Source organism: Verrucomicrobiota bacterium, from assembly GCA_016871495.1.
In the GTDB taxonomy this organism is placed as follows: domain Bacteria; phylum Verrucomicrobiota; class Verrucomicrobiia; order Limisphaerales; family VHDF01; genus VHDF01.
The window spans coordinates 33,251-55,606 of the sequence record VHDF01000001.1; the positions used below are offsets into that span (position 1 = coordinate 33,251).

At 60.0% G+C, this 22,356-nt stretch carries 25 protein-coding genes; 5 read left to right on the forward strand and 20 right to left on the reverse strand.

Going from position 1 to position 22,356, the window contains the following annotated elements; all coding sequences use genetic code 11:
• Nucleotides 1–15: 15 nt before the first annotated feature.
• The 18 genes from hpnD to FJ404_00225 all read right to left on the reverse strand — a co-directional run bounded on the left by hpnD (nucleotide 16) and on the right by FJ404_00225 (nucleotide 15,569).
• A complete protein-coding gene (gene hpnD, locus FJ404_00140) occupies nucleotides 16–897 on the reverse strand; it encodes a presqualene diphosphate synthase HpnD (protein MBM3821297.1) in 882 nt (293 codons plus the stop codon).
• Complete coding sequence (locus FJ404_00145; protein MBM3821298.1) at nucleotides 894–1,358, reverse strand: hypothetical protein; 465 nt, start codon at nucleotides 1,356–1,358, stop codon at nucleotides 894–896. Before FJ404_00145 ends, hpnD begins: the two co-directional genes overlap by 4 nt.
• Before the next feature lie 5 nt (nucleotides 1,359–1,363).
• Nucleotides 1,364–2,779 carry a sigma-54-dependent Fis family transcriptional regulator gene (locus tag FJ404_00150; GenBank protein ID MBM3821299.1) on the reverse strand — a complete coding sequence of 472 codons (1,416 nt, stop codon included), beginning with the start codon at nucleotides 2,777–2,779 and terminating at the stop codon, nucleotides 1,364–1,366.
• Nucleotides 2,779–4,203, reverse strand: a complete 1,425-nt coding sequence (locus FJ404_00155; protein ID MBM3821300.1) for a hypothetical protein — start codon at nucleotides 4,201–4,203, stop codon at nucleotides 2,779–2,781. The genes FJ404_00150 and FJ404_00155 overlap by 1 nt, the downstream gene beginning before the upstream one ends.
• Nucleotides 4,204–4,221: 18 nt before the next feature.
• Nucleotides 4,222–4,767: a phosphopantothenoylcysteine decarboxylase gene (locus FJ404_00160; GenBank protein ID MBM3821301.1), complete on the reverse strand. Its 546-nt coding sequence runs from the start codon at nucleotides 4,765–4,767 to the stop codon at nucleotides 4,222–4,224.
• A gap of 38 nt (nucleotides 4,768–4,805) precedes the next feature.
• The gene (locus tag FJ404_00165) at nucleotides 4,806–5,438 is read right to left on the reverse strand and encodes a guanylate kinase (protein ID MBM3821302.1); all 633 of its coding nucleotides are present in this window, start codon (nucleotides 5,436–5,438) and stop codon (nucleotides 4,806–4,808) included.
• Nucleotides 5,428–6,297: a YicC family protein gene (locus FJ404_00170; protein ID MBM3821303.1), complete on the reverse strand. Its 870-nt coding sequence runs from the start codon at nucleotides 6,295–6,297 to the stop codon at nucleotides 5,428–5,430. The genes FJ404_00165 and FJ404_00170 overlap by 11 nt, the downstream gene beginning before the upstream one ends.
• Nucleotides 6,298–6,313: 16 nt before the next feature.
• A complete protein-coding gene (gene trpB / locus FJ404_00175; GenBank protein ID MBM3821304.1) occupies nucleotides 6,314–7,522 on the reverse strand; it encodes a tryptophan synthase subunit beta in 1,209 nt (402 codons plus the stop codon).
• 41 nt (nucleotides 7,523–7,563) lie between these two features.
• Nucleotides 7,564–9,144, reverse strand: a complete 1,581-nt coding sequence (locus FJ404_00180; GenBank protein ID MBM3821305.1) for a DUF4185 domain-containing protein — start codon at nucleotides 9,142–9,144, stop codon at nucleotides 7,564–7,566.
• Between the two features lie 13 nt (nucleotides 9,145–9,157).
• A complete protein-coding gene (locus FJ404_00185) occupies nucleotides 9,158–9,658 on the reverse strand; it encodes a hypothetical protein (protein ID MBM3821306.1) in 501 nt (166 codons plus the stop codon).
• Nucleotides 9,659–9,755: 97 nt separating this feature from the next.
• Complete coding sequence (gene tatC, locus FJ404_00190; GenBank protein MBM3821307.1) at nucleotides 9,756–10,796, reverse strand: twin-arginine translocase subunit TatC; 1,041 nt, start codon at nucleotides 10,794–10,796, stop codon at nucleotides 9,756–9,758.
• Nucleotides 10,797–10,819: 23 nt separating this feature from the next.
• Entirely contained in the window at nucleotides 10,820–11,158 is a 339-nt protein-coding gene (gene tatA, locus FJ404_00195) for a twin-arginine translocase TatA/TatE family subunit (GenBank protein ID MBM3821308.1), read from the reverse strand.
• Between the two features lie 66 nt (nucleotides 11,159–11,224).
• Nucleotides 11,225–11,848 carry a hypothetical protein gene (locus tag FJ404_00200; GenBank protein MBM3821309.1) on the reverse strand — a complete coding sequence of 208 codons (624 nt, stop codon included), beginning with the start codon at nucleotides 11,846–11,848 and terminating at the stop codon, nucleotides 11,225–11,227.
• A 32-nt stretch (nucleotides 11,849–11,880) separates the two neighbouring features.
• Complete coding sequence (locus FJ404_00205) at nucleotides 11,881–13,044, reverse strand: hypothetical protein (protein MBM3821310.1); 1,164 nt, start codon at nucleotides 13,042–13,044, stop codon at nucleotides 11,881–11,883.
• Complete coding sequence (locus FJ404_00210; GenBank protein MBM3821311.1) at nucleotides 13,041–14,051, reverse strand: TonB family protein; 1,011 nt, start codon at nucleotides 14,049–14,051, stop codon at nucleotides 13,041–13,043. The genes FJ404_00205 and FJ404_00210 overlap by 4 nt, the downstream gene beginning before the upstream one ends.
• Nucleotides 14,048–14,464 carry a hypothetical protein gene (locus FJ404_00215; GenBank protein MBM3821312.1) on the reverse strand — a complete coding sequence of 139 codons (417 nt, stop codon included), beginning with the start codon at nucleotides 14,462–14,464 and terminating at the stop codon, nucleotides 14,048–14,050. The genes FJ404_00210 and FJ404_00215 overlap by 4 nt, the downstream gene beginning before the upstream one ends.
• Nucleotides 14,465–14,499: 35 nt before the next feature.
• Entirely contained in the window at nucleotides 14,500–14,847 is a 348-nt protein-coding gene (locus FJ404_00220; GenBank protein ID MBM3821313.1) for a zinc ribbon domain-containing protein, read from the reverse strand.
• On the reverse strand, nucleotides 14,844–15,569 hold the full coding sequence (locus tag FJ404_00225) for a biopolymer transporter ExbB (GenBank protein MBM3821314.1): 726 nt from the start codon (nucleotides 15,567–15,569) through the stop codon (nucleotides 14,844–14,846). The genes FJ404_00220 and FJ404_00225 overlap by 4 nt, the downstream gene beginning before the upstream one ends.
• Before the next feature lie 373 nt (nucleotides 15,570–15,942).
• On the opposite strand from FJ404_00225, the gene FJ404_00230 reads away from it, so the two are divergent.
• Nucleotides 15,943–16,608, forward strand: coding sequence for a PEP-CTERM sorting domain-containing protein (locus tag FJ404_00230; protein MBM3821315.1), 666 nt, complete (start codon nucleotides 15,943–15,945; stop codon nucleotides 16,606–16,608).
• 46 nt (nucleotides 16,609–16,654) lie between these two features.
• Here FJ404_00230 and FJ404_00235 read toward each other — a convergent pair whose 3' ends face one another.
• The gene (locus tag FJ404_00235) at nucleotides 16,655–17,425 is read right to left on the reverse strand and encodes a glycosyltransferase family 2 protein (protein MBM3821316.1); all 771 of its coding nucleotides are present in this window, start codon (nucleotides 17,423–17,425) and stop codon (nucleotides 16,655–16,657) included.
• Nucleotides 17,422–18,714 (reverse strand): glycosyltransferase family 4 protein, encoded by a 1,293-nt coding sequence (locus tag FJ404_00240; GenBank protein MBM3821317.1) that lies wholly within the window; start codon nucleotides 18,712–18,714, stop codon nucleotides 17,422–17,424. The genes FJ404_00235 and FJ404_00240 overlap by 4 nt, the downstream gene beginning before the upstream one ends.
• Between FJ404_00240 and FJ404_00245 the strand changes: the two genes are divergently transcribed.
• Genes FJ404_00245 through FJ404_00260 form a run of 4 tightly spaced genes read left to right on the forward strand, consistent with a single transcriptional unit; the run spans nucleotide 18,713 to nucleotide 22,322 of the window.
• Nucleotides 18,713–18,985 (forward strand): PLDc_N domain-containing protein, encoded by a 273-nt coding sequence (locus FJ404_00245; protein MBM3821318.1) that lies wholly within the window; start codon nucleotides 18,713–18,715, stop codon nucleotides 18,983–18,985. The two genes, FJ404_00240 and FJ404_00245, sit on opposite strands and share 2 nt — an antisense overlap.
• A gap of 20 nt (nucleotides 18,986–19,005) precedes the next feature.
• Nucleotides 19,006–20,469, forward strand: coding sequence for an amidophosphoribosyltransferase (locus tag FJ404_00250; GenBank protein MBM3821319.1), 1,464 nt, complete (start codon nucleotides 19,006–19,008; stop codon nucleotides 20,467–20,469).
• A 12-nt stretch (nucleotides 20,470–20,481) separates the two neighbouring features.
• Nucleotides 20,482–21,369, forward strand: a complete 888-nt coding sequence (locus FJ404_00255) for a hypothetical protein (protein MBM3821320.1) — start codon at nucleotides 20,482–20,484, stop codon at nucleotides 21,367–21,369.
• Nucleotides 21,366–22,322, forward strand: a complete 957-nt coding sequence (locus FJ404_00260; protein ID MBM3821321.1) for a hydroxyproline-2-epimerase — start codon at nucleotides 21,366–21,368, stop codon at nucleotides 22,320–22,322. The genes FJ404_00255 and FJ404_00260 overlap by 4 nt, the downstream gene beginning before the upstream one ends.
• The last annotated feature ends 34 nt before the right edge of the window (nucleotides 22,323–22,356 follow it).

Consider the following 22,356-nt stretch of genomic DNA (forward strand, 5'->3'; position numbering starts at 1 on the left):
GGCGAGCTATAGGTCTCACCCCGCCGTCCCGTAACTCGGCGAAAAGGTGCCCAGGGTCGCGCGCAGCCAGGCGCGCAAAATCAGACAAGCCTTCGCCATCGAACCCACGCGCGTGGGACGAGGTCCAAACACATCGAACCGAGCCGCGTGCAACTTCCTGAACAACCGCCAATACACCGCCCCCATCAACTCAGCGGCCACCATCGACCTCCGATCGCGCTCGGGCAGCGCGGCCCTCGCGGCATTAAAAAAGTGCTCGGCCCTGGAGGCGACCGACGAAGCCACTTTCCAGTAGGATTCGCTGTAGCGGCGTTCGAAAATCTGAGCCTCGGTGACCCCAAAACTGCGCATCTCCTCCAGGGGCAGATACAGTCGTCCCCGCTCTGCGTCATTGCGCACGTCGCGCAAAATGTTGGTCAATTGCAGGGCTTTGCCCAAATGCACGGCATACTCCCGGCACCCGGGATCCGTGTAACCAAAGATCTCGATGCTCAGCAATCCCACCACCGAGGCCACCCGGTAACAATACAACTCCAACTCCTGGTAATTCTCGTAGCGGCGGATCTCCAAATCCATTTCAACCCCCTGGATCAATTCATCCAGCAACGAGTACGGTAGACGCCGATTTTGAATCACGGGAAACAGCTCCCGCAATACCGGCAAGTCCGGTTCCCGCCCACGGCAGGCGTCCGCCACCCCCTCGCGCCAACGCTCCAGCTTCCTGCGCCGGTTCGCCACCGATTCCTGATCCTCGTCGGCGATGTCATCCACCGCGCGGCAGAAGGCGTAAAGCGCCGTCATGCCCTGCCGCTGCTGCTTGGGCAGAATGACAAAGGCCAGCGCGAGATTCGAAGCGCTTTGAACCGTGATCGCCTGGCTGTGAACGGGCTCGTTCAATGCAACGGAGGCTGGGTGGTTCCGTCCTTCAAGGGGGGAAGTCCTCCGGTCTCCGCCAGCGTCGGATTCCGGGGCCGATGGTCTCGGCGCTGCCGTCTGCGCTTGCGCCGCCGCCGCGTCACGACTTCTCCCCGTTCCCCTGTATTCTCCTCCTCACCATCTTCCTCCTCGACTTCTTCCTTCCGAAGAGGGCTCTCCTCTCCAACCCTCGACCGGGAACGCCCTGACGAGGTGCGCCAGGCGCCTGAGGAGGAACTCCCGGACGGCTTCCGCAGATACTTCGCCCACAGAACCAGCACGACCCCGATTCCCAAGGCCGCCAGGATCACCCACCCCAGATCCCCCATCAGCACGCTGCCCCCGCGGGAGCCCGTGGCTCGGGCCGACGGAATGACATCCAGCGCGGCCCACACCGTCGGCGCAAGGACGGGTAACGCAGCAAGACAAAAACAACGTTTCATGAACATCACGCTTTGGTCGTCGAAGGTTCCGTGTCGCCGTCGGCTCCCGGGGAAAGATTAAGCCGCTGCATCCGATAACGCAACGCATGCCGGCTCAGCTTGAGCTGCTCGGCGGCCTTCGAGAGATTGAAATGAAATTGATTCAGGGTCGCCAGGATCAAGTCCCGCTCGAACTGCATCACGGAGTCGTCCAGCGAACCCAAGGGAACCGCTTCCGGACCTCCCGGTTTCCGCAACTTGGTCTCCAGTTCGAAGTCCGGCAGACTGGTGGGCTGGATCGTCGGCGTTGACTCCAAAATCACGGCGCGCTCCATCACGTTGCGCAACTCGCGCACGTTGCCCGGCCAGTGATGGGCCATCAACTTCGTCTCCGCGTCCTTCGCGAGTCCGGTGATGGACCGGTTCATGGTGCGCGCGAACTGTTTCAAAAAATGACCCGCCAGCAGAATCACGTCCCGCCCTCGCTCCCTCAAAGCGGGCGGACGAAACTGAACAACGTTCAACCGGTGATAAAGATCCTCCCGGAACTGGTTTTCACGGATGGCTTGAATGATGTCCCGATTCGTGGCCGCAATGAGGCGCACATCGACGCGCAATTCCTGGTTCCCTCCCACCCGGGTAAAGGTCCCGTCTTCGAGAAACCGAAGGAGCTTGGCCTGCAAGGGACGGCTCATGTCCCCGATTTCATCCAGAAAAATCGTGCCCCCGTCGGCTTCCTCAACCCGCCCGGTCTTCTGCCTCAACGCCCCGGTGAATGCCCCTTTCTCGTGCCCGAACAACTCGCTTTCCAACAAGGTCTCCGGGATGGCCGCGCAGTTGATGCGTACATACTGCCCCTGCCGTCGCTGGCTCAAGGTATGCAGGGCACCCGCGATGAGTTCCTTGCCCGTGCCGCTCTCCCCGAGAATGAGCACCGTCGCTTGCGTGGGCGCCACCGTCTCGATCAATTGCCTCAGCTCCTGCACCCGCGGCGACTCGCCGATGATCTGCTCCAGCCGATAGGGCTCGCGAATTCTGGCCCGCAAAGCCTCGTTCTCCTTCAACAACCGGTAACGGTCGGCGCACCGGCCCACCGCATGCAGCAACTCCTCGGGCGCAAACGGCTTGGCCAAATAATCAAAGGCCCCCGCCTTGATCGCTTCCACCGCCAACTTCGGCGTCGCGAACGCGGTAATCATCAACACGGGAAAATCCGGACGCCGCTTCCGCACCCGCTCCAGCAACTCGTATCCGCTCATCCCTCCCAGACGCGCGTCGGTGATCGCCATGAAGAACTCTTCATGCTCCAACACCTTCAACCCTTCCTCCGCCGATTCCACGGAACGGACGGCGTACCCCTCCGACAACATCACGCTTTCTAACGAAACACGCATGTTCTTTTCGTCATCGACGAACAGAATGGGGGGCAACACAACGCTCATTACCTCAGCTTCATCATCGTTCCCGCGGGCAAACTTAGGATGAAGGCCGTGCCCTTTCCAAGCTCGGATTCGACGGAAACCTTGCCCCCGTACAATTCCACGTTGTGCTTCACAATCGCCAGCCCCAACCCCGTCCCTTTCTCCTTCGTCGTAAAATACGGCTCAAAAATCTTCTCCCGAAATCCGGGATCAATCCCAGGCCCGTCGTCCGCAATGCGCACCTCCACCGCAAATCCCTCCGTGTAGGAGGAGGAGACGGAAACGCGGCCCCGGCCCTTCAACGCTTCCCGCGCGTTCTGCAGCAGATTCCCCAAAACCTCCCCCAAATGCGCCCGCTGCATCATCAAAGGCGGCAAATTCCGAGCCAGCGAACGGTCCACTTCCACGGTGTAACCCGCGCCGGAAGGAAACACACTCGCCACCGCCCGCTCGATTTCGACGTTCAAATCCAACCGCTCCACCCGGCCCTCGACCAGTTGCGCGTATCCCATCAACTCCGTAATGATCCGATCGGAACGCTGGACTTCCTCCCGAATGATCTCCACCTGCTGCAGCAGTTTCGGGTCCGCATCCTTCGCCACCCTCTGCAGCGTGTAGGCGGCATTGTTGATGATCCCCAGCGGATTCTTCAACTGATGGGCGATTTCCGCCGCCAACCGCCCCGCGGTCTGCAATTGGGCCTGCCGCTGCGCAAATGCGTCCGCCTCCCGCTCCACCAACCGCTCCTTGTCAAACAACACCTGCACCCCGTAACCGCACGCCGTCACCAACAACAGCAAGACCACCCTCAACACCACGGGCTCCGCAGACTCACCCATCCCCACATCCGTGGTGCCATACGGCGAAATCGACCCGATCAAGTCCGCCTCCGCGTCCCCCACCGAATTCTCCAACAACCCCGCCAGCGTGTAATAAAAGCAGGTCATCAAATTCACGACCACCTGCGGTATCCCCTCCGGAATGATCAACGCGTTCCGAATCAACAGCCCGATAAACACCCAGTAAACCAAACTCTCAAACCCTCCGGAAACCACCGTCAACCCCCCGAGGAATACACCGTCCACCATCGACATCGCAAAAACCGACCGGCGCACCCATTCGAACGGAACCTGGTCCATGCCCAAAATCAAGGCGCTGGAACCCACACAAAGGAAAAAATAGATCAGCGTAAACGAGCGAACCATCTGCAGCGCTTCCGCCCTCGGCAAGGTCAGGCCCTCGTACCAATTGGAGAAAAAAAGCAGATAGATCGAAAGCAGCAAGAACACCGCTTTCACCGGCACCAGCAGCCCCCGCTCAATGAACCGAATCCGGTCCGCCACCGCCCCGGCCGGGGGCGAGGATCGCAACCGCAGGGCCTGCCACTTCGCGAGCCTCGCCAGCAACCCGGCCCATTCCCGCTCCGCCTTGCCCGTCAAGTCCATGGCGTGGCGCGCAGCAGCTCAGCCCAACCGTTCCATAACCCTCCGCACAATGACCGCAGGTTCCGTCAACCGGCCCGCGCCTTCATAGCCGCATGAAAGCATGCCCTCATCCGGTCCGATAAACTCCACTCCTCGCGAGCGCAGCAGCGCCACATTGGATTGCGTCGCCGGATGGGCCCACATTTTGCCATTCATGGCAGGGGCCACCAGCACCGGTTTGCCGGGTTCCATCGCCAGCGCCACGCAGCCCAGCGCGTCATCCGCCAGCCCATGGGCCAGTTTCGCCAGCGTCTGCGCGGTCGCCGGCGCGATTAACAACAACGATGCCTCATCCGCCGCTCGCACGTGCGAAGGACACCACCCCTCTTCCTCGTCGTACAAATCCGTGATGACCGGATTGCGGGAAAGGGTCTTGAAGGGCAAGGGCGTCACAAATCGCTGCGCGTCACGGGTCATGACCACCCGCACTTTGAGGCCCTGCTGACGAAGCAAGCTCGTGATCTCCACCGCCTTGCAAGCCGCGATCGATCCCGTCACGGCTTGCACCACGCATTTCTCGCTCATGGTCATGTCTTTCGTTGTCGGTTCCGTCCCCCGCCCGCTCACCTCCAGGAGGTCAGCGGTCCGGACCGGAACACGCGCAGCTTCTCGGCTTCCAGAATGGCCTCCAGTCGTGCCGCGTCGCAGTCCATCGAACCGCTGACGAGAAGATAATCGAAGGTCGGCCAGCACGCGACCTCTTCTTTGGCCATGGCCAGCCTCCGTTCCACCACTTCCAACGCGTCCTCCCCCCGCGCCCGCAATCGACGCTCCAGTTCTGCCGGCTCCCCCGGAGTGAGAAACACGGTCACCAGGGCCCGCCTCAATCTCGCCTGTTCCGCGGCCCGCGCCCGCGCCTGGATCAATCGCACTCCCTGCACATCCACGCTCAACACGACGTCAAATCCAGCATCCATCCTTTCGAAAACCTCACTCGCCAGGGTGCCGTACTGGTTCCCATACACGGTGGCATGCTCGAGAAACAAACCCGCCGCCACCTTCGCCTCGAAAACCTCCGGGCTCAGAAAATGATATTCCACCCCGTCCCTTTCTCCACCCCGGGGAGCCCGTGTCGTGCACGTCACCGCCCGGCGCAAATCCGCCCGGCGCTCCAGCAACCGCTTCATCAGCGTGGTCTTGCCGCCTCCCGAAGGAGCGGAAAGGACCAGAAACACTCTGGCGAACTCATTCGACATTTTGGACCTGCTCCCGGAACTTTTCCAATTCGGTCTTCAACACCACCACCTCGCGGGCAATCGCGGCATCATTCGCCTTCGATCCGATGGTGTTGATCTCCCGGTTCATCTCCTGCGCCAGAAAATCCAGCGCGCGCCCCACGGGCTCGCCCGACTTCGCGATCGTTTCAAACTGGGCAAAGTGGCTGTCCAGGCGGGCGAGTTCCTCCGAGAGATCCGAGCGATCGGCAAAGATGACCACCTCTTTCAGCAAGCGATCGTCATCGTGCGCGGGAAGTTCAAGCCCGGCACTTCGGATGCGCTCACGCAGTTGCTCCCGATACCGCTCCAGAACCTTCGGCGCCTGTGCCCGCACCCGCGCCGCCGCCGCGCGCATCGTCTCCACCCGCCCTTTCAAATCCTCCTCTAGATGACGCCCCTCGGCTTCCCGCATGCCTACCAAGGCCGCCAACGCATCGCCCAAGGCCTCCTGCACAAGCGGGAACCAGCGCTCGATTTCCTCCGCCCCCTCCGGCGGCTGCAACACCCCGGGCACACGCAATAACTGCTCGAGCGTCACGCCTCCTTCCAATCCCAGCTCGCGCGCCAGCGCCCCAAGTTCCAACGCGTAGGCCCTGGCCAATTCCCGATTGACCCGCACCCCACCCGTCCCCCCCACGCCTTCCTGGCACACAATCTTGGCGTTCACTCGCCCCCGGGAAATCCGCGCGGCCAACTCGTCCCGCACCCGCGACTCCAGCGCGTCCAGGCCATTCGGCAAATTGATGGCGTACTCCGCCTGCTTCCGGTTGACCGCGCTCAACTCCACCGTCGCCTTGCATCCGTTCGCCGCGGCTTCGCCCCGTCCGTATCCCGTCATCGATTTCATCGGCGCCTCAGAGCTGAATCTTCGCGGCAACCTGCGCGACGTCCTTGTCACCGCGGCCCGACAAATTCACGATCACCACGGCTCGGGAATCCATGCGCGGAATCCGCTTCAGCGCCTCCGCCACCGCATGCGACGACTCAAGGGCCGGAATGATCCCCTCGATCCGCGCCAGTTTCATGAATGCCCCCAGCGCCTCCTCATCCGTCGCGTAGGAATACTCCACCCGCCCGGCATCCTTCAACCAGGCGTGTTCAGGCCCCACCGCCGCGTAATCCAAACCCGCGGACACACTGTGCGTGGATTGAATCTGTCCAAATTCGTCCTGCAAAATATACGAGCGCGTGCCTTGCAAAACCCCGAGCGACCCGCCTTGAAATCGCGCCGCGTGTTTCTCCGGCTCAATGCCTTCGCCGCCCGCCTCAACCCCGACCATGCGCACACCCGGGTCGGTCAGGAACGGATAAAACAAGCCGATGGCATTCGAACCGCCGCCCACGCAGGCCACCAGCAAGTCCGGCAGGCGCCCCTCCTTCGCGAGGATCTGGCGGCGCGCTTCATCACCAATCACACGTTGAAACGAACGCACCATCACCGGATACGGGTGCGCGCCATAGGCTGTTCCCAAAATGTAATGCGTGTGCCTCACGTGGGTCACCCAGTCGCGCATGGCTTCGTTCACCGCCTCCTTCAACGTCTGCTGCCCCGCCTTCACCGGGACAACCTCCGCCCCCAGCATCTTCATGCGGAACACATTCAACGCCTGCCGCTCGCAATCAACCGCTCCCATGTAGATCACACACTTGAGTCCAAACATGGCGGATACCGTCGCCGTCGCGACCCCGTGCTGGCCCGCTCCCGTCTCCGCAATAATCCGCGTCTTGCCCATGCGCCGCGCCAACAGGACTTGACCCATGGCGTTGTTGATCTTGTGCGCCCCCGTATGCAGCAGATCCTCGCGTTTCAAATAAACCCGCGCGCCTCCCAGTTCCCGGGTTAACCGCTCCGCCAAGTACAACGGGGTCGGACGTCCGCAAAATTCCCGGAGGTAGTAATCGAGTTCCTCCCGAAACTTCGGATCCTGCATCGCCCTCCCGTACTCCGCTTCCAACTCCTGCAGGGGATGCATCAGCGTCTCCGGCACATAGCGTCCCCCGTAAGGTCCAAAACGCCCTTGCGCGTCAGGAACGGAAACGAAGTCAGGCGGCGTCATTTGCATGCGGCCGATGCTCCCCCAAAACCCGTTCCATCGCCAATCCTTTACTTCACCCCCAAGCCCGTCCCCGAAAACCGCAGGCGCGAATCGTCCAGCCGCAGTCGATACAAGACTTGATTGTAGTCGTAGCGCGGTGTCTTCGATTGGGCTCTCGAGAAAGAGGCGGTGTAGGTGCCTTCAAAATAAATGACGCGGCCTCCCTCCCGATCCAGGAAAGAATGATGCACGGGATTGTAAAAATTATAGTCCAGATGCGAAGCCACCTTCTTCGCTTGCGTCCAAGGACCCGTCGGCTGCTCGCACTCGGAATACCAGATCTCCCCCGCTTCGCCCGAGGCCAGCATGATCCACCGATTCCGATGGGCATTCCACGCCACCGATCCCCGACCACCCTCGACTTCCTTCCCCGAGTCCACGTCCCGCAGTCGCAACCACTGCTCCTCCGGCTTGATCTTTCCCCACCGCGTCAATTCCCGCAACCGGCCCTTGTGCAACCGATCCGCGCCCGGCTTCCACGAATACACCGCCGCTCCCGAGGAGTCCCGGTCGATTTCGGTCAGTTCTCCCTTCAACTTCCCGTCGCCAGCCACACAGGTCCACGCTTCATACCGCTCCAACCGCCGCACCTCCTCCAACTCAGCCAGGACGCGGTAATTGGGATACAAATAAAGGTAATCCTTCTGCTGGCACCGATGCTGGAAAGGATGCGCGGAATCATGGCCCTCATGCCAATCCCACGCCGTATCCACCTCGAACCCGCCTCGCTTCTCGTCGAATTTCATCAGATACCATCCCAGCGCCGGCCCCAAATCCTTGTGATGGGCCACCCTCGCCATCAAATGCTCCCGGCCTCCATGCTCCAGGGTGAAAACGGACTCGATCCAGCGCAGTCCATGATTCGGCTCCGGACACATCGGACGCGAAAATCCGCCTCCATCCACGAAGTAGGACAACTCAATGCCCCGCTCAACGTCGAATCCCTTGCTTCCCGGCAAGGCCGACGTGGCGCCCGCCGCTCCGAAATGGCCCAAGGGATAGCTCAATCGCTCCGTGTCTCCCCAAAACCAGTGCAATCGTCCGCGAAACGGAACGGCAATGACCGTGTCCTGCCCCAACACCAGGCCGTTCAACAAAGGCTCGCGAATCGGAACCTTCAATCCCAGCAGCACCGAATCCCGATAAATGCCCTCCCCCGTGATGCGATACATCCGCTCCGCCAACTGCGTGCGCCTCATCCGAACCGTGTGCCTCTGGCCCGGAAGAACGCGCACCTTGAATCCCGCATAACCGAAGCCATCCCTCGGAATCTCGTAACCGTCGCTCCGCAAATGAAAGTAAACCTCTCTCCCTCTCCATCCCGGCTCCCCTATCGCCACCCACCCCTGACTGTCCGTCCAATGCTTCACCTGATGGACGGAAGACAACTCCGCCAGCGGAATGCCGCGCCCCGATTCCTCGTCCACCACCCGAATTCCAAAATAATCCGACGCTTCGGGACAAAACGGAAATGCAATCCACGCCAGAAGCAAGATCCGAAAAACCAGGCCAGCCACAAACCGGCCCGGCTTCGATAACGCTTCGCTATCCGCGGGACCCATCCGCCCAGGCTGCGCTCGAAGTTTCACCTCGTTCCCGGGTTCACGCCGGTCCCTGCACTGACTTGGATCGCGCCAGAGCGCCTGACTGCATCGGAATAAAATTGCCTTGCTCGCAGCAACGCACGAACGCTTCCGTCACACTCTTCAGATCTTCCCAGCGGGCGCGGATTTTTTTCGCCTCGTCCGGGGTGATGTGATTATCTCCCGCCGCCGCCGCAATCACCGACAACAGATCCGCGAATTCCTGCAAAATCTCGTTGGTGGCCGGAATCAAGCAATCCGGGTGCGGATGGGTGGTGGCCGGATTCTTGATGAAAAATCCCCCTGCCTTTTGGCAAATCCATTGCGTGATGCGATGATCCTGGGCACAGCGTTGCAGCACGGCCACGCGGTCCAATGGATTTGCCGCCCCGCTGCCTGAAACGTCGTCGGGCGGCTCCGCCCATTTGTAAACCATCGAAAGCGAGAGCCCCATCTCCGCAGCGATCTGCTTGGCACTGGACTGGCGAAAAACCTCCTTCAACAATTCATGGGAATGCATGCGCCCCGCATCATGCGCCTTTCTCCCCCACCCAATCAAGCAGCCATGCCCGCAAGCATCGCTCCTCTAACCCGTCGCGGAGCACGGACTTCAGCCCTCAACCGCGGCTCACGAAATCATCCGTGCTGGTCGCGTCCTGCAATGCGAGTTTCCGGTCGCGCCTCTCCCAATACCAGGCGATCCACACGCTGATCTCGTAAAGAATCTGCAAAGGAATGGCCATCATCACTTGCGTCAAGACTTCAGGCGTTGTCAGCACGGCACCCAACACCAGATTGATCGCAATCATGTACCGGCGAAAACCAGCGAGTTGCTCGTGGCAAAGGATGCCCAGCTTCACCAGCGTGAGAATCACCACCGGCAGCTCAAATCCCAGCCCCATGCCCAGCAAAAACTTGCAGACAAAACTGATATACTCCTCCGCGCGCCACTGATTCGCCGAAAACCCCAACCATTCGGAATACTTGACCGAAGCCCCCAGCGCCAGAGGCATCATCACAAAATAACAAAACGAAACGCCTCCCGCGAAGAGAAGCGTGCCAATCGCAAATCCAGGCAAAATGTGCTTCTTCTCACTCCGCCTCAGCGCGGGCAAAATGAACATGCCGACGTAATACAAGACAAAGGGAGCCGCCAGGACAAACCCGCCGTAAATCGCCACCTGGAAAGCCACATAAAACCCGCCGGCCGGATTGAGGTTGAGCAATTCAACCCGCTCCGCGAGGGTTTTCTTCGGAGGGACGTTGTTGGTCTGAAGCTGAAACGCCAGGAAGGTGTTCGTCGAACCGGGCAAAGGCAACGCCACCAAATTCAGCGTGATGTCCGGTGCCTGGCCGAGATCAAGCGTCCCCAAACGATTCGTTCCCAATCGCAGGCTGCCGACGATATTGGTTCCGATCGAAACATGGACCTGCTGATTCGTCCCCGCAGGTGTGATCGTAGCCCTCCCCAGCGGCCACTTCAGAACATTAACAAGCCAATTGCCCGCAATCAGACAGACGAGCATCGAGATGCCGAGGACCGTGGCACACCGGATGAAGACCCATCGCAGGTCCTCCAAATGCTCAAAAAAAGACTTTACCGGTCCGCCCTCTTCCTCTTCGACATCTAAGGGCGGTCCCTCCGGTTCAGTCGCCATGCTTGATACCCCTCAGCCGCCCCCTAGGCCTTGCGAACGTCTTGGGCAGGCGTGGTCGCACCCGTGCCGGCGACCGGCGTGCCGGACGCCGCAGAAGGAGCACCCTTGGCCGAAGCAGCAGAAGCCGAGGACTGAGAAGTCTGAGATTGTTGATACTGCTGATGATGGAGGTCATCATCAATGGCTCGATGGATCTCATCCTGCGCATCCCGCGTGGCGCGCTTGAACTCTTTGATCGATTGGCCCAGCCCGCGGGCTAACTCCGGCATCTTGCGACCGCCAAAAAGGATGAGCACCACAACCAGGATGAGGACAACCTGCCATCCCCCCACACTCAGAAACGCCAGTGAAATTGCATTCATAGAATCATTCTAACTTACGGTTACAGTACCGCAATCAGGATCAGCCGTAAAGCTTCCTTTGGCCCCCTATTGCGGCTTGGGCCGAAGCAGAATGAACTCGCCGCGGCGATTCTTCGCCCAGGCTTCCTCGTTTTCTCCTTGCACGGCCGGCTTGTCCTCACCGTAGCTCAAGGTGCGAATCCGCTCCGGTCCCACCCCTAAATGCGCCAGCATCTCCCGCAAAGATTGCGCCCGCCTCTCTCCGAGAGACCGGTTATATTCCTCCGTCCCACGCGAATCGCAATGCCCCTCAATGAGCAATTTGTTCGCCATGTCCCCTTTCAATTGCGCCGCAACCGCTTCAACCTTCGAGCGCTCCGAAGCCTTGACATTAAACCGGTCAAAATCGAAGTAAACGGTGTAATTCGCCAGGGCTGCCGGATCCTTCAACATCCCCTCAAATTCTTCCAAACCCGTAGCGGAAAACGTCCCATCCGGATTGGCCCCGATTCGGGTCGTTCGCGACGCGTCGTCCCCGCCCGGAACCACAGGACCACGTCCCACCGGCGGAAAACCTTCATCACCCGTCCTGGGCACTTGCGCCCTTTGCCCGGGAATTGGGGTTGGGCCTTTCAACGTGCGTTTGCACCCCGTCATTCCCAGTGCGAAGATGCACAACGCCACCGGGAGAATCAAACCAATGCGTTTCATGTTGTCGTCTTAAACTTTTGAAATGGAAGAACTTACCTGCCCCAACTCGGCTGCGAAGAGCTTCCCGAGATGCGCGCGATATCTTTGACGCGTTTGGTGGGAACGTCAAGCAAAGAGAGGACTCTCTTGCCACCTCCCACCCGCCGCGTAAAAACAACCGTCCGTGAATTGGGCGCCCAAGAGGGATCTTCACCCGCCACCAACACTTTGGCCTCACCTCCCTGAGCCGGAACGATACAAAGGTCGAAACCACCCGTCTGGGATGTGAAAATAATCCACTTGCCGTCCGGCGACCAGTCCGGCTCAGTCAAGTTTCCACCCACCCCAACCGTCGACACCCGCCGCATTTCCCCGCCTTCCGCCGAGATCTTGTAAAGTGCCGCGCGCCCACCCACCTGGGACGAAAAACACAAGGTCCGTCCATCCGGCGACCAACACGGAGACGATTCGGACTCCTTGGTCCGGGTCACACGGCGAAGATTCTTCCCATCCATGTCACACACATAAACGTCAGGACTCCCGTCCTTGCTGCAAATAAGCGCCACTTTCGAACCGTCCGGCGAGATGGCCGGGCTCGTGTTCAACCCCGAATACCGGGCCAAGATCCGGCGCTCGCCCGAGGCCGGATAATAAACATAAACGTCCGGATTGTCCTTCATGTAGGACGTAAAACAAAGCACCTTGCGACCCGCACCCCAGTTTGGCGCCGCCACAATGGATTGATCAGACGTGACTGCTCGCGCCCCGTGTCCGTCGTAATCCGCCACAAAAATCTCGCTCGTCTTGCCAAAATCACCTTTGAAAGCGATGCGCGTCCTCGCAATGCCTTTCACGCCCGTCAATTTCTCGATGATGTCATCCGCGAAAGTATGCGCCAGGGTGCGCGGCGACGCGCCGCGATATTCCTGTCCGAGCACCTGAGCCTTGCTGACCCGATCGGTCACGCGACCCACAAGGCTGGCACCGTTCGATCCCGACACCCAGTATTGAGCCTTGTCGGCGGCCACGACGCTGAACCCGCAAATCTCCAAGTCGAACTTCAACACGGATTCCACCTCGCCCGTGAATCCACTGAGCGAGATCGGAATGGTCTTCACCCCGCCGGCCAATCGTTCAATGTCGATCTCCTCGGCGGCCCTCACCCCCAGGACCAGGGACACCCACGCCAGCACCTGCAACATCAATCGCTTTTTCATCCGTTCATTCGTTTTTCCCGCAAGTTGAATCGTATCCGAAACGTCCGTTTCTCATCCTTCGCCCCCTCCGGAAAGGGCGCCACGAAACGCACTCGATCAAGCGCCTTCTGCACCGACCGATCCAGGGCGTCGTTACCCGAACGGCGCGTGATGAAGGTTCGATCCATCGCCACGCTTCCGTCACGCCGAATCTCAATGCTGGCCACGACGGTCAACGACTCGTCCACCCCGTCGCCAGGATCCTGCCAGGCATTGTCGTACACCGTCCGAACGACGGAATTATAATTGGCGTAAGCCTCACCTCCGGCGCCCGGGATCTCCACCGAAGTGCCCTTGCTCAATTTGCCCGAAAGCGCGGACACCGCCCCGCGAATGCTGGCCGCGCGCTCTGTCGCCACTTTCTCCGCCGCGGCTTGCCGCGCGGCTTGAGCCGCCGCCGCCTTGGCCTCTTCCTCTCGACGCTTCTTCTCCCGATCCGCCTTCGCATCCGCGGGAAATCGCTTCGCCAAATCCAAATTGACTTTAATCTCCTTCTTCTCCTTCAACGCGGTTTTGGCGCTCTCGGGATCCTTGGAAGTCGTGTCCTTTTTGTTCTTCTTGGGCAATATCGAGTCCGGATCGTCCTTCACTTCCGGAATCTTCTTGGGCTCCGGCGCGGGTTCGGAAACTTTCTTCCGCTCGAGCGGCTTTTCCACAGGAGGTATTTCTTTCCGGGGCTCCGGCTCGACCGGTGGGGGGGGATCGGAAGCAGCGCGGACCGGCGTCTCGACGGGCGCTTGCGGAGGCAAAGGCGGCACATCCGGACGCACGTTGGGTGGTGGCGCGTTGGGGGTCCCACCGCCGGAGAAGAGTTCGTCGGTGGTCTTGAACGGGATGATCTCGAGGAGTGGATACTTCTCTTCCGGCGGCTGTTGATCGAGGAACGCGGAGCCCACGATGGCGGATCCGATGAGCACCACGTGAAGCAACGCGGAGGTCACCAAGCATTTCTTTTGCAGCCGGTTCATCGACGCTCGTTGGGATTGCCCGCCAGACTGATCGGAATTTCTCGTTTCGAAAGCATTTCGAACAAGACGAACATTTTTTCGTAGTGCGTGGACTTGTCGCCTCGGACGAAAACCGCCAGGCGCGGATTCAATTGCCTCTCTTTGGCCAGAGCGGCTTCGAGTTGCTCGAAAGTCAGCCGGGTGCCCCCCATGACATATTCCCCGGCGCGAGAGACCTCGACGGTCTTGAAATCCTCCTTGCGGCGGGGTTTGTCCGAATGGCCGCCCTTGGGCAGCTTCAACTCAAGGCTTCCATCGAGCAGCGGAGTGGTGATGACGAAAATAATGAGCAGCACGAACGCCAGATCGAGCAAGGGGGTGATGTTGAGATCGCTCAAAGTCACCAGCGAGTTGCGTTGGGAAAAGCGGCGCATGGCGTGAAATCAGGCCTCAACGAAGGCAGTGTTCGCTACTCGACCGGCGCAGGCTGAAACTCCGCGAGCATGACAATGATCTTGTAAGCGAGGAGAATGCTGGCCACGAGCAAAACCAAATGGATCAATTTCACCTTGCCCTTGGATTTTCTCGAGAGCCGGTTCTCAATTTTTCTCCATAAGCCGCGATGCAGCCGCTGTCCGCAATCGTGGCAGTGGCTGCGCACCCGGGCATTGTGGGCTCCACACGCATTGCACGACACATAAAGGTGCGAGCCGCAGCGGCGGCAGGTGTGCTTGCCCGCGTCATTGACATGCTCGCATTTCGGGCAGGCCACGCCCTGCGCCGAAGTCGGATTCTCGCGGCGCTTGGATTCCTTCATGCTCCCTCCTCGTCCTTCAAAAACTCGCTCTCCATCCGTGAAACGAGGGCCTGGGCAAAATTGTCCAACTCGACGGTGAGCACCCGCAGATAATGCACCAGCCAGTTGTAACCAAACATTGAGGGAATGGCGACCAGCAGACCCGCCACGGTCGTGATCAAGGCCGCCGCCACCCCCGGCGCCATGGCCTGCAACGTAGCCGAGTTCTGCAACGCCACCTGCCCAAAGGTGCTCATCACCCCCCACACCGTCCCCAGCAATCCGAGAAACGGAGCCCCGCTCACCGCAATCGCGAGCAAAATCAAACCCGACTCGAGCCGCAGCGACTCCCGCGCGACGGCCGCCTCCAAACTTCGCTTCACGTGCTCCATGGCCTTCAAGGAGGCCTGCTCCTTGCGCGCGCCCCCGCCTGACTTCAACCGGGCATCCAGTTGCATGCATCCATCCTGATAGACGGAAAACAACGGGCATCCCTCCACACGCACCCGGCGATCATAAATCCCAAACACGGTGGTCTGGGACTGAAATTCGGAATCAAAAAAGGCGTTGAGCTTCCGGGCACGCCTCATCTGCATGGCTTTGTAAGCCATGACCGACCACGCGAAAATCGAGAAGAACACCAGGATGACAATGATGACCTTGGCCTCGGGCCGCGCCTGGTTCCACACATAAACCAGCTCAGCCTGAGTGCTGTCAGCCAGCAAAAAACCGGAAAAATTCATTTCATAAGTCGAGCCGCCGCGATGGGAACGAAGCGTGTCCGTTCAGGTTTAGCCGCCACGCTGCGCGAGGTCAAATCATCAAAGAATGACGAAGGACTCCCCAAAACCCCCGCCACTCAACTCTATTCCCACCAAAACTGTCGGCTTTCATTACAACTGACTCGAATCAACGCAAGAAATTCAATGCGAATCATTAACGAATCCAATTCCTTAAAATCAGATGCTCAAGTGTCGGATTTCTTAACAGTTTGGGGCCATTTCCCCCACTTCACCCTCCTAATCAAATCGAATTCTTGGATCTTAACCTGCTGAATACGAACATGTTGAACGACACATTCAAAATCAAGGCACTTAAATTGCTGCCCTTCTCACGATGAAAACCCACCCACTTCTGGTCCTTGTTGGTACGGGATTCCTGCTGTCCCAAACCGCGTTTTTAGCAGGATTTGTATCCCCAACCTCCTATGACATGCCCAACGGCAACGGCCATGCCTCAGGAGGGACCTTCAATTATTGGGATCAGGAATACACGGGCGCAGGCTCGACGACCGTCGATAACGCTCCTCTGAGCGGAGGATTGGGCAACCTCACCGACGGCGTCATCCCAACCGATAACTGGCACCTGGTCGAAAACCACGCCGGAACCGGACCCTACGTCGGCTGGACACTCGATCCCACGATCACCTTCAACTTCGCCGGTCCGGTTTACATCGATGACATCATTCTCCACCTCGATGACGCCAACGGTTTCGGAGGAGTGCAACTGCCTTCCGCCATTTCAGTCTCGGTGGACGGCGGCCTGCCCGGCGTGCAGGTCGTCATCGACCCCGTCACGGCAAATCCCATCGCAGTCACCATCGATCTCAACCAAACGGTCACCGGCACCATCGATATCGGACTCAAAAGAAGTTCGTTCTGGGTGTTCCTCAGCGAGGTGCAGTTTACAGGCGCCACTTCAGGGGTCCCGGATGCCGGAAGCGGATGGATGATGCTCGGTGGATCCCTCGCCTTCTTGGCCTCGATTCGTCGCCGCCGCTGATCGCGCAACATTCGAAATCATTCCGCGAAGGCCGGGGCCGGGAGATTCATCCCCGGTGCCGGCCTTTGGCTCTCAACATCGAGTACTTCAAATAAACCTCCCTCGCGCAGAGCCCGGCGATTTCCCACCCGCGTTGTCCATCCAGAAATCCCGCGCGAAAAACATACCCTCGCACCCAGCGGTGAGCCGCGTGCAGCAACGCGGAACCCACTCCCGCGCTCCTGCCCTCCGAAAGCTTGGTCTCTGCCCACAAGCGGGCGTAATGTTCCCCGCGCTTTCGAAAGTCCTCCGCGTCCGTGAACGAATAATGCTCCAAATCACCCTGCAGAGGCTCGATCTCGCCTTCGATTTCCAGTCGTTCATGAACCTGGCCGCCGGCAAAGCGCGCCCGATCCTTGCGAAATAATCGCACCAAACGATCCGGATACCAGTCTCCATGCCGAATCCATCGTCCTCGATAAAAGACGCATCGCGGCATCGAGTAACCGCTGACCCTCGCCGGCTCTTCACCGGATCGAAGCCGGGCGATCTCCTCCCGCAAGCGCGGGGATAAAGCCTCGTCGGCGTCGATGCTGAAGATCCAGGAATGCGAAGCGTGTTCGATCGCGAAGTTCTTTTGCCCGACATAACCGCGCCAAGGCTCGCCCATCACCCGCGCACCGAAATCACGGGCGATCTCCACCGTTCGATCCCGGCTTCCTGAGTCCACCACCACCACCTCATCCGCAAGACCCGCGAAACTCTCCAGGCACCGACCCAACTGCGCTTCCTCATTGAGGGTGATCAAACAAAAGCTGATTTTCCACGGACGGTTCATCGCGGGCACCCCCGCCGTTCCTGCGCCGCGAGGTGCAACACCGCCAGCGTCTCCTCCACGTTCCGCTCCAAATCAAGCTTCAATGAATCCACCTGCGCGGGCGCCAAGCGCGCTCGATCCCCCCACCGCCGCAGGACCTCCACGACCGCGCCGGTATCGGACGGATCCTCGATCACCTCGCCGAACACGCCGCCCTCAAGCAGCTCAGATGCCCCGTTGCTCGAGGTGGTCACCACCGGCAGTCCCGCAGCCAGCGCTTCAATCACCACATTGGCCGATGGCTCATAAATGGGCAAAAAAACGAATAAATCCGCGGCGGCACAGAGATCGGCCAGAGAGGCCACCGGACCGGTAAAGAGCACTCGGTCTGGCGCCGGACACGGTGGGTTCCCTTTTCCCGCCACAATCAAACGCTTGTCCGCGCGATCCCACGCTGCAAAAGCCCGCAGCAGAAATTTCAGCCCCTTCCGTTCCCAACCTGAGCCGGCAAACAACAGACATCGCTCGGTCTCACTCACTCCCAAGGCCCGGCGTGTCTCCGCCCGCTTGCCCGCTCGCAACAACGCCGTCCGAACCCCGTTGCGAACCAAATGGATTCTCTCGTCCGGAAATCCAAACCGGGCGGCAAGGTCCACACCCACCATCCTCGAGTTCACAATGATGTGTCGGGTGTTGGAAGCATCGAAGGTCCGCCGTTCCAACTGAAGCATGGTTCGGTGGAAACCGCCCCAGCCTACCCAGGGCTTTTTCCACCACGGCGCGAATTTGCGCCGCTGATCGAGCCAGGTGGCATGCACCCCGTCCCCGGCCCGATACACATCCTGCCGCAGGGTCCGCTCCAGGCTGAACACAACATCGAATTCCCCCGGCTGCACCGCGGCACGCACCGCCTCCGCAAAACGCCGCGGTCGCAACGAACGCGGACCCGTGGCCTCAATCGAATGCAAGACACAGGCACCGCCTTCCTGAGGCCAGGTCTCGGCGAAGAGATGCACTTCATGCCCTCCTTCCACCAAGGCCTCGATCAACCGTTGCAAATAACGCTCCGCGCCGCCCGTGGCAGAAAACTGTCGCCGGATCAATGCGAGCTTCATCATGCCAGCGTCCGTATCCTGTCCCCCCGCTGTCAAGCACCCGGCAACCCTGCCCGGGGGACGGAAAGGCCTCCCTCCCCGAACGCTCCAGGAGGACCTGATCGATCGAGGCCCATCAGGTTGCGATGGTTCCCGCTTGATTGCCTTTGGCGTCCTTTGATGGAATTCCCGCCTCCGATGCGGTGACGCAGCCATGAACGCCTTTCAAATCCTTTTCTTCATTGTCGTGTCCGTGGTGGCGCTGGCGTTGGTGCTGTTCCTGGCCAATATGATCCTGGGTTTGCTGGGATTCCTCGGTGCGCTCACCTTCGGGTTGCTGCCGCTCGTGCTCGCGATCGCGGGCCTCGTCAGCTGTTGGAAATCCACCCAACCCTCCAACACCAAGATTTTGTGGTCGATCATCATCGTGTTGGCGCCGATCCTCGGCCCCTTGCTCTGGTTCTTTTGGGGCAAAAAAAACACCTAAGCCGCTTGACCCCTCCTTTCATGCCGTCCTCTTACCCCAAGCATTATTGCGGTGTTTTCGGAGTCTTTGGGCATCCGAAGGCCTCCGAGTTGACCTACTTCGGCCTCTACGCCCTGCAACATCGCGGGCAGGAAAGCGCGGGCATCGTCTCGCTTCATGAGGGCAACTTCCAAGTCCACCGCGGCATGGGCCTGGTCCCACACGTGTTCGAAGGAGACGTGCTGCAACGGCTCCCGGGCGACGTCGCGATCGGGCATAATCGATACTCGACCACCGGTTCGTCCCGTTTGGAAAACGCACAACCCCTCACGGTGGATTGCGCCCAAGGCCAAATCGCCATCGCCCACAACGGCAATCTCACCAACGCCGCCCAACTCAGAGAGGAACTCGAATCGCGAGGCTCCATTTTTCAAACCACCGTCGACAGCGAAATCATCCTCCACCTCATGGCCCAACCCACCCTGGGCGGGCGCGAGAATAATCTCGTGCAAAGCGTGCGCCGCATCGAAGGGGCCTTCTCGCTGGTGATCCTCACGGAACAGGAGATGATCGGCGTGCGCGATCCGCATGGGTTCCGCCCTCTTTCCCTGGGCCAAGTGGATGACGCGTGGGTCCTGGCCAGCGAAACGTGCGCGTTCGACCTGATTGGCGCCCGCTTTGTGCGAGACATCGAACCGGGTGAAATCGTCATCATCAACCGTCAAGGCCTTCGCAGCCTCAAAGCCTTCCCCGAATCTCAACGCCAAGCTTTCTGCATTTTCGAATATGTCTATTTCGCGCGCCCCGACAGCATGATCGAGGGGCGTAATGTGTACAAGGTTCGGGTGGACATGGGCCGCAAACTCGCCCAGGAACACCGTATCGAGGCGGACTTGGTCGTGCCCGTGCCCGACAGCGGCAATTGCGCCGCGCTCGGCTATTCCCTCGAGTCCGGCATCCCCTACGAAATGGCGTTCGTGCGCAACCATTACGTCGGACGATCCTTCCTCCAACCCTCCAAGTTGATCCGTAACTTCAACGTCAAAGTGAAGCTCAATCTGATCGCCGACTTGGTCCGTGGCAAACGCGTCATCATCGTGGACGATTCAATCGTCCGCGGCACCACATGCCGCACCCGCGTCAACAGCCTGAAGGAAGCGGGCGCCCGGGAGGTTCACGTCCTCGTGAGCTGCCCTCCCCATCAACATCCATGCGTCTATGGCATCGACTTCCCGGACCGCAAGGACCTGATGGCCGCGAACCACACGTTGGATGAAATCCGCCTGTTTCTGAACGCCGACTCGCTGGGCTACCTTTCCCAGGAAGGCATGATCGCCGCCACTGGCCTTCCCAAGCAGAGCTTCTGCATGGCGTGCTACGACGGAGTTTACCCCGTGCCCTACAATCCCGAACTCGACAAACACATCATGGAACGCCGCCGCCGCCGTTCCTCAGCCCTGGGCGATTCCCTCGCGGCAGAAGAACGTCAGCCGAAACTCCTCTAGCCCGCGCCCAGGATGAAATTTCCAGGCCAGTGCTTTGTGCGTTCCCTCCCGCTTCCATTCCCCCGCCAGCTCAGGCTAGCCTCCCGCAAGGCCACAATGGCCTTCGCCTGCCTGCTCCTGCTCAGCCTCGCTTCACCAACCCTCGCGGCGCCACCTCCGAACCAGGAAGAATTGCCCAAGGCGGAGGCATTGATGGAAAAGGCCATCGCCCGCATCAGGCAAGTCCAGGCGCAACCCCATCCTCCCCGCTTCGTCTACCTGAAAACTTCCGTCACCGAGGAGTTGGATTCCAAAGACAAGGTTCAGTCAAAACAGGAAAAAGAATACGAGGTCACCCAGGTCGGCACCGCCACCCGCCAGCGCTTGCTCAAACTGAACGGCAAGGAACTGGCCGAAACCGAAGCCAAATCCCACGAGGCCCGGATGCGGAAACAACGAGGCGAAAGTTCTGACCCGGTCGAAAAACCCAAAGATCGCGGGCGGGAACGATCCGGATGGCTGACCGAAGATCTCATCCGCAAGTTCGAGTATCAAGTCCACCGCCGGGAAGTGCTTCAGGGGCGTTCCTGCGTGCTGCTTTCCTTCAAACCGCGCGCCCACGACTTGCCCGCCACCCAACTGGCCGATCGCATTTTCAACAAACTTTCCGGTTCCATCTGGTTCGACGAGCAGGAATCCGAAATCTGCCGCCTCGAAGTCAGCCTCAAGGAGAAAGTGTCCGTCTGGGGTGGTCTGCTCGGATCGATCCAATCCTTCGACATGAACCTGCAACGTGAGCGTTCCTCCTACGGCCCCTGGTTCAACAAGTCCTTCAAACTCACCCTCGAGGGACGTCGTTTCCTCGACACTCTTCGCCTCCGTGTCGCAGAGGAAGCACGGGATTTCCAACGCCGGGAATGAGCGCCCTGGTCACCATTCAAGCGATCGATTCCCACACGGCGGGTGAACCCACCCGCGTGGTCATCGCCGGAGGCCCCCCGCTCGGAGGCGGCCCTGTCGCCCGCCAGTTGCAGGTTTTCCGGGACCAGTTCGATGGCTGGCGCTCTGCAATCGTCAACGAACCCCGCGGATCGGATGTTCTGGTCGGCGCGTTGCTCTGCCCGGCGGAAGAGGCCACGTGCGCCAGTGGGGTGATCTTCTTCAACAACGTCGGCTTCCTCGGCATGTGCGGCCATGGAGCCCTCGGCGTAGTCAAAACCCTCGCCCACATCGGACGCCTCCAACCCGGAACAGTCCGCCTGGAAACCTGCGTCGGGGTCGTCTCGGCAACCCTCCACCCCGACGGCGGCGTGAGTCTCGAAAACGTTCCCAGCTTTCGAAAACACCCCAAGATTCCCGTGCCGGTACCGGGCCTTGGCATCATCCACGGCGACGTGGCTTGGGGAGGGAATTGGTTCTTTCTGGTGGATTCCGCCGACATCCCGGATTGCCCAAGCTTGACGTTGAAGAACTCCGAATCGCTGACCGACCTGGCGTGGCGCCTCCGCCAGGCGGTCAACTCACAGGGGTTTCCCGAAGTGGATCACATCGAAATCTTCGGCCCGCCGTCCGCCGCCCCAAGCCGATCGCGAAACTTCGTCCTCTGCCCCGGCAAGGCCTACGATCGGTCGCCTTGCGGAACGGGCACCAGCGCCAAACTCGCCTGTCTCGCCGCCGAAGGCAAGCTGGCCCCGGGTGAACCCTGGGTGCAGGAAGGCATTCTCGGCAGCTCCTTCACTGGGTCCTACCGCTGGCTGGGAGAAGACCGGAATCTCATCGTGCCCACCCTCCGCGGCACCGCTCACATCACTTCAAGGCTCGATCTCTTGCTCGACCCGGAAGACCCCTTTCAATGGGGAATTCGTCCTCATTGACACTTTTTCAAGTCCTCGGTGTTCTATCGGGAAT

Excerpts from the sequence above, each read along its gene's own strand:
- FJ404_00145 (MBM3821298.1), bottom strand. The coding sequence starts at position 1,358 with ATGAAACGTTGTTTTTGTCTTGCTGCGTTACCCGTCCTTGCGCCGACG.
- FJ404_00150 (MBM3821299.1), bottom strand. The coding sequence starts at position 2,779 with ATGAGCGTTGTGTTGCCCCCCATTCTGTTCGTCGATGACGAAAAGAAC.
- FJ404_00155 (MBM3821300.1), bottom strand. The coding sequence starts at position 4,203 with ATGGACTTGACGGGCAAGGCGGAGCGGGAATGGGCCGGGTTGCTGGCG.
- FJ404_00160 (MBM3821301.1), bottom strand. The coding sequence starts at position 4,767 with ATGAGCGAGAAATGCGTGGTGCAAGCCGTGACGGGATCGATCGCGGCT.
- FJ404_00165 (MBM3821302.1), bottom strand. The coding sequence starts at position 5,438 with ATGTCGAATGAGTTCGCCAGAGTGTTTCTGGTCCTTTCCGCTCCTTCG.
- FJ404_00170 (MBM3821303.1), bottom strand. The coding sequence starts at position 6,297 with ATGACGGGATACGGACGGGGCGAAGCCGCGGCGAACGGATGCAAGGCG.
- trpB (MBM3821304.1), bottom strand. The coding sequence starts at position 7,522 with ATGCAAATGACGCCGCCTGACTTCGTTTCCGTTCCTGACGCGCAAGGG.
- FJ404_00185 (MBM3821306.1), bottom strand. The coding sequence starts at position 9,658 with ATGCATTCCCATGAATTGTTGAAGGAGGTTTTTCGCCAGTCCAGTGCC.
- tatC (MBM3821307.1), bottom strand. The coding sequence starts at position 10,796 with ATGGCGACTGAACCGGAGGGACCGCCCTTAGATGTCGAAGAGGAAGAG.
- tatA (MBM3821308.1), bottom strand. The coding sequence starts at position 11,158 with ATGAATGCAATTTCACTGGCGTTTCTGAGTGTGGGGGGATGGCAGGTT.
- FJ404_00200 (MBM3821309.1), bottom strand. The coding sequence starts at position 11,848 with ATGAAACGCATTGGTTTGATTCTCCCGGTGGCGTTGTGCATCTTCGCA.
- FJ404_00205 (MBM3821310.1), bottom strand. The coding sequence starts at position 13,044 with ATGAAAAAGCGATTGATGTTGCAGGTGCTGGCGTGGGTGTCCCTGGTC.
- FJ404_00210 (MBM3821311.1), bottom strand. The coding sequence starts at position 14,051 with ATGAACCGGCTGCAAAAGAAATGCTTGGTGACCTCCGCGTTGCTTCAC.
- FJ404_00215 (MBM3821312.1), bottom strand. The coding sequence starts at position 14,464 with ATGCGCCGCTTTTCCCAACGCAACTCGCTGGTGACTTTGAGCGATCTC.
- FJ404_00220 (MBM3821313.1), bottom strand. The coding sequence starts at position 14,847 with ATGAAGGAATCCAAGCGCCGCGAGAATCCGACTTCGGCGCAGGGCGTG.
- FJ404_00225 (MBM3821314.1), bottom strand. The coding sequence starts at position 15,569 with ATGAATTTTTCCGGTTTTTTGCTGGCTGACAGCACTCAGGCTGAGCTG.
- FJ404_00230 (MBM3821315.1), top strand. The coding sequence starts at position 15,943 with ATGAAAACCCACCCACTTCTGGTCCTTGTTGGTACGGGATTCCTGCTG.
- FJ404_00235 (MBM3821316.1), bottom strand. The coding sequence starts at position 17,425 with ATGAACCGTCCGTGGAAAATCAGCTTTTGTTTGATCACCCTCAATGAG.
- FJ404_00245 (MBM3821318.1), top strand. The coding sequence starts at position 18,713 with ATGAACGCCTTTCAAATCCTTTTCTTCATTGTCGTGTCCGTGGTGGCG.
- FJ404_00240 (MBM3821317.1), bottom strand. The coding sequence starts at position 18,714 with ATGGCTGCGTCACCGCATCGGAGGCGGGAATTCCATCAAAGGACGCCA.
- FJ404_00250 (MBM3821319.1), top strand. The coding sequence starts at position 19,006 with ATGCCGTCCTCTTACCCCAAGCATTATTGCGGTGTTTTCGGAGTCTTT.
- FJ404_00255 (MBM3821320.1), top strand. The coding sequence starts at position 20,482 with ATGAAATTTCCAGGCCAGTGCTTTGTGCGTTCCCTCCCGCTTCCATTC.
- FJ404_00260 (MBM3821321.1), top strand. The coding sequence starts at position 21,366 with ATGAGCGCCCTGGTCACCATTCAAGCGATCGATTCCCACACGGCGGGT.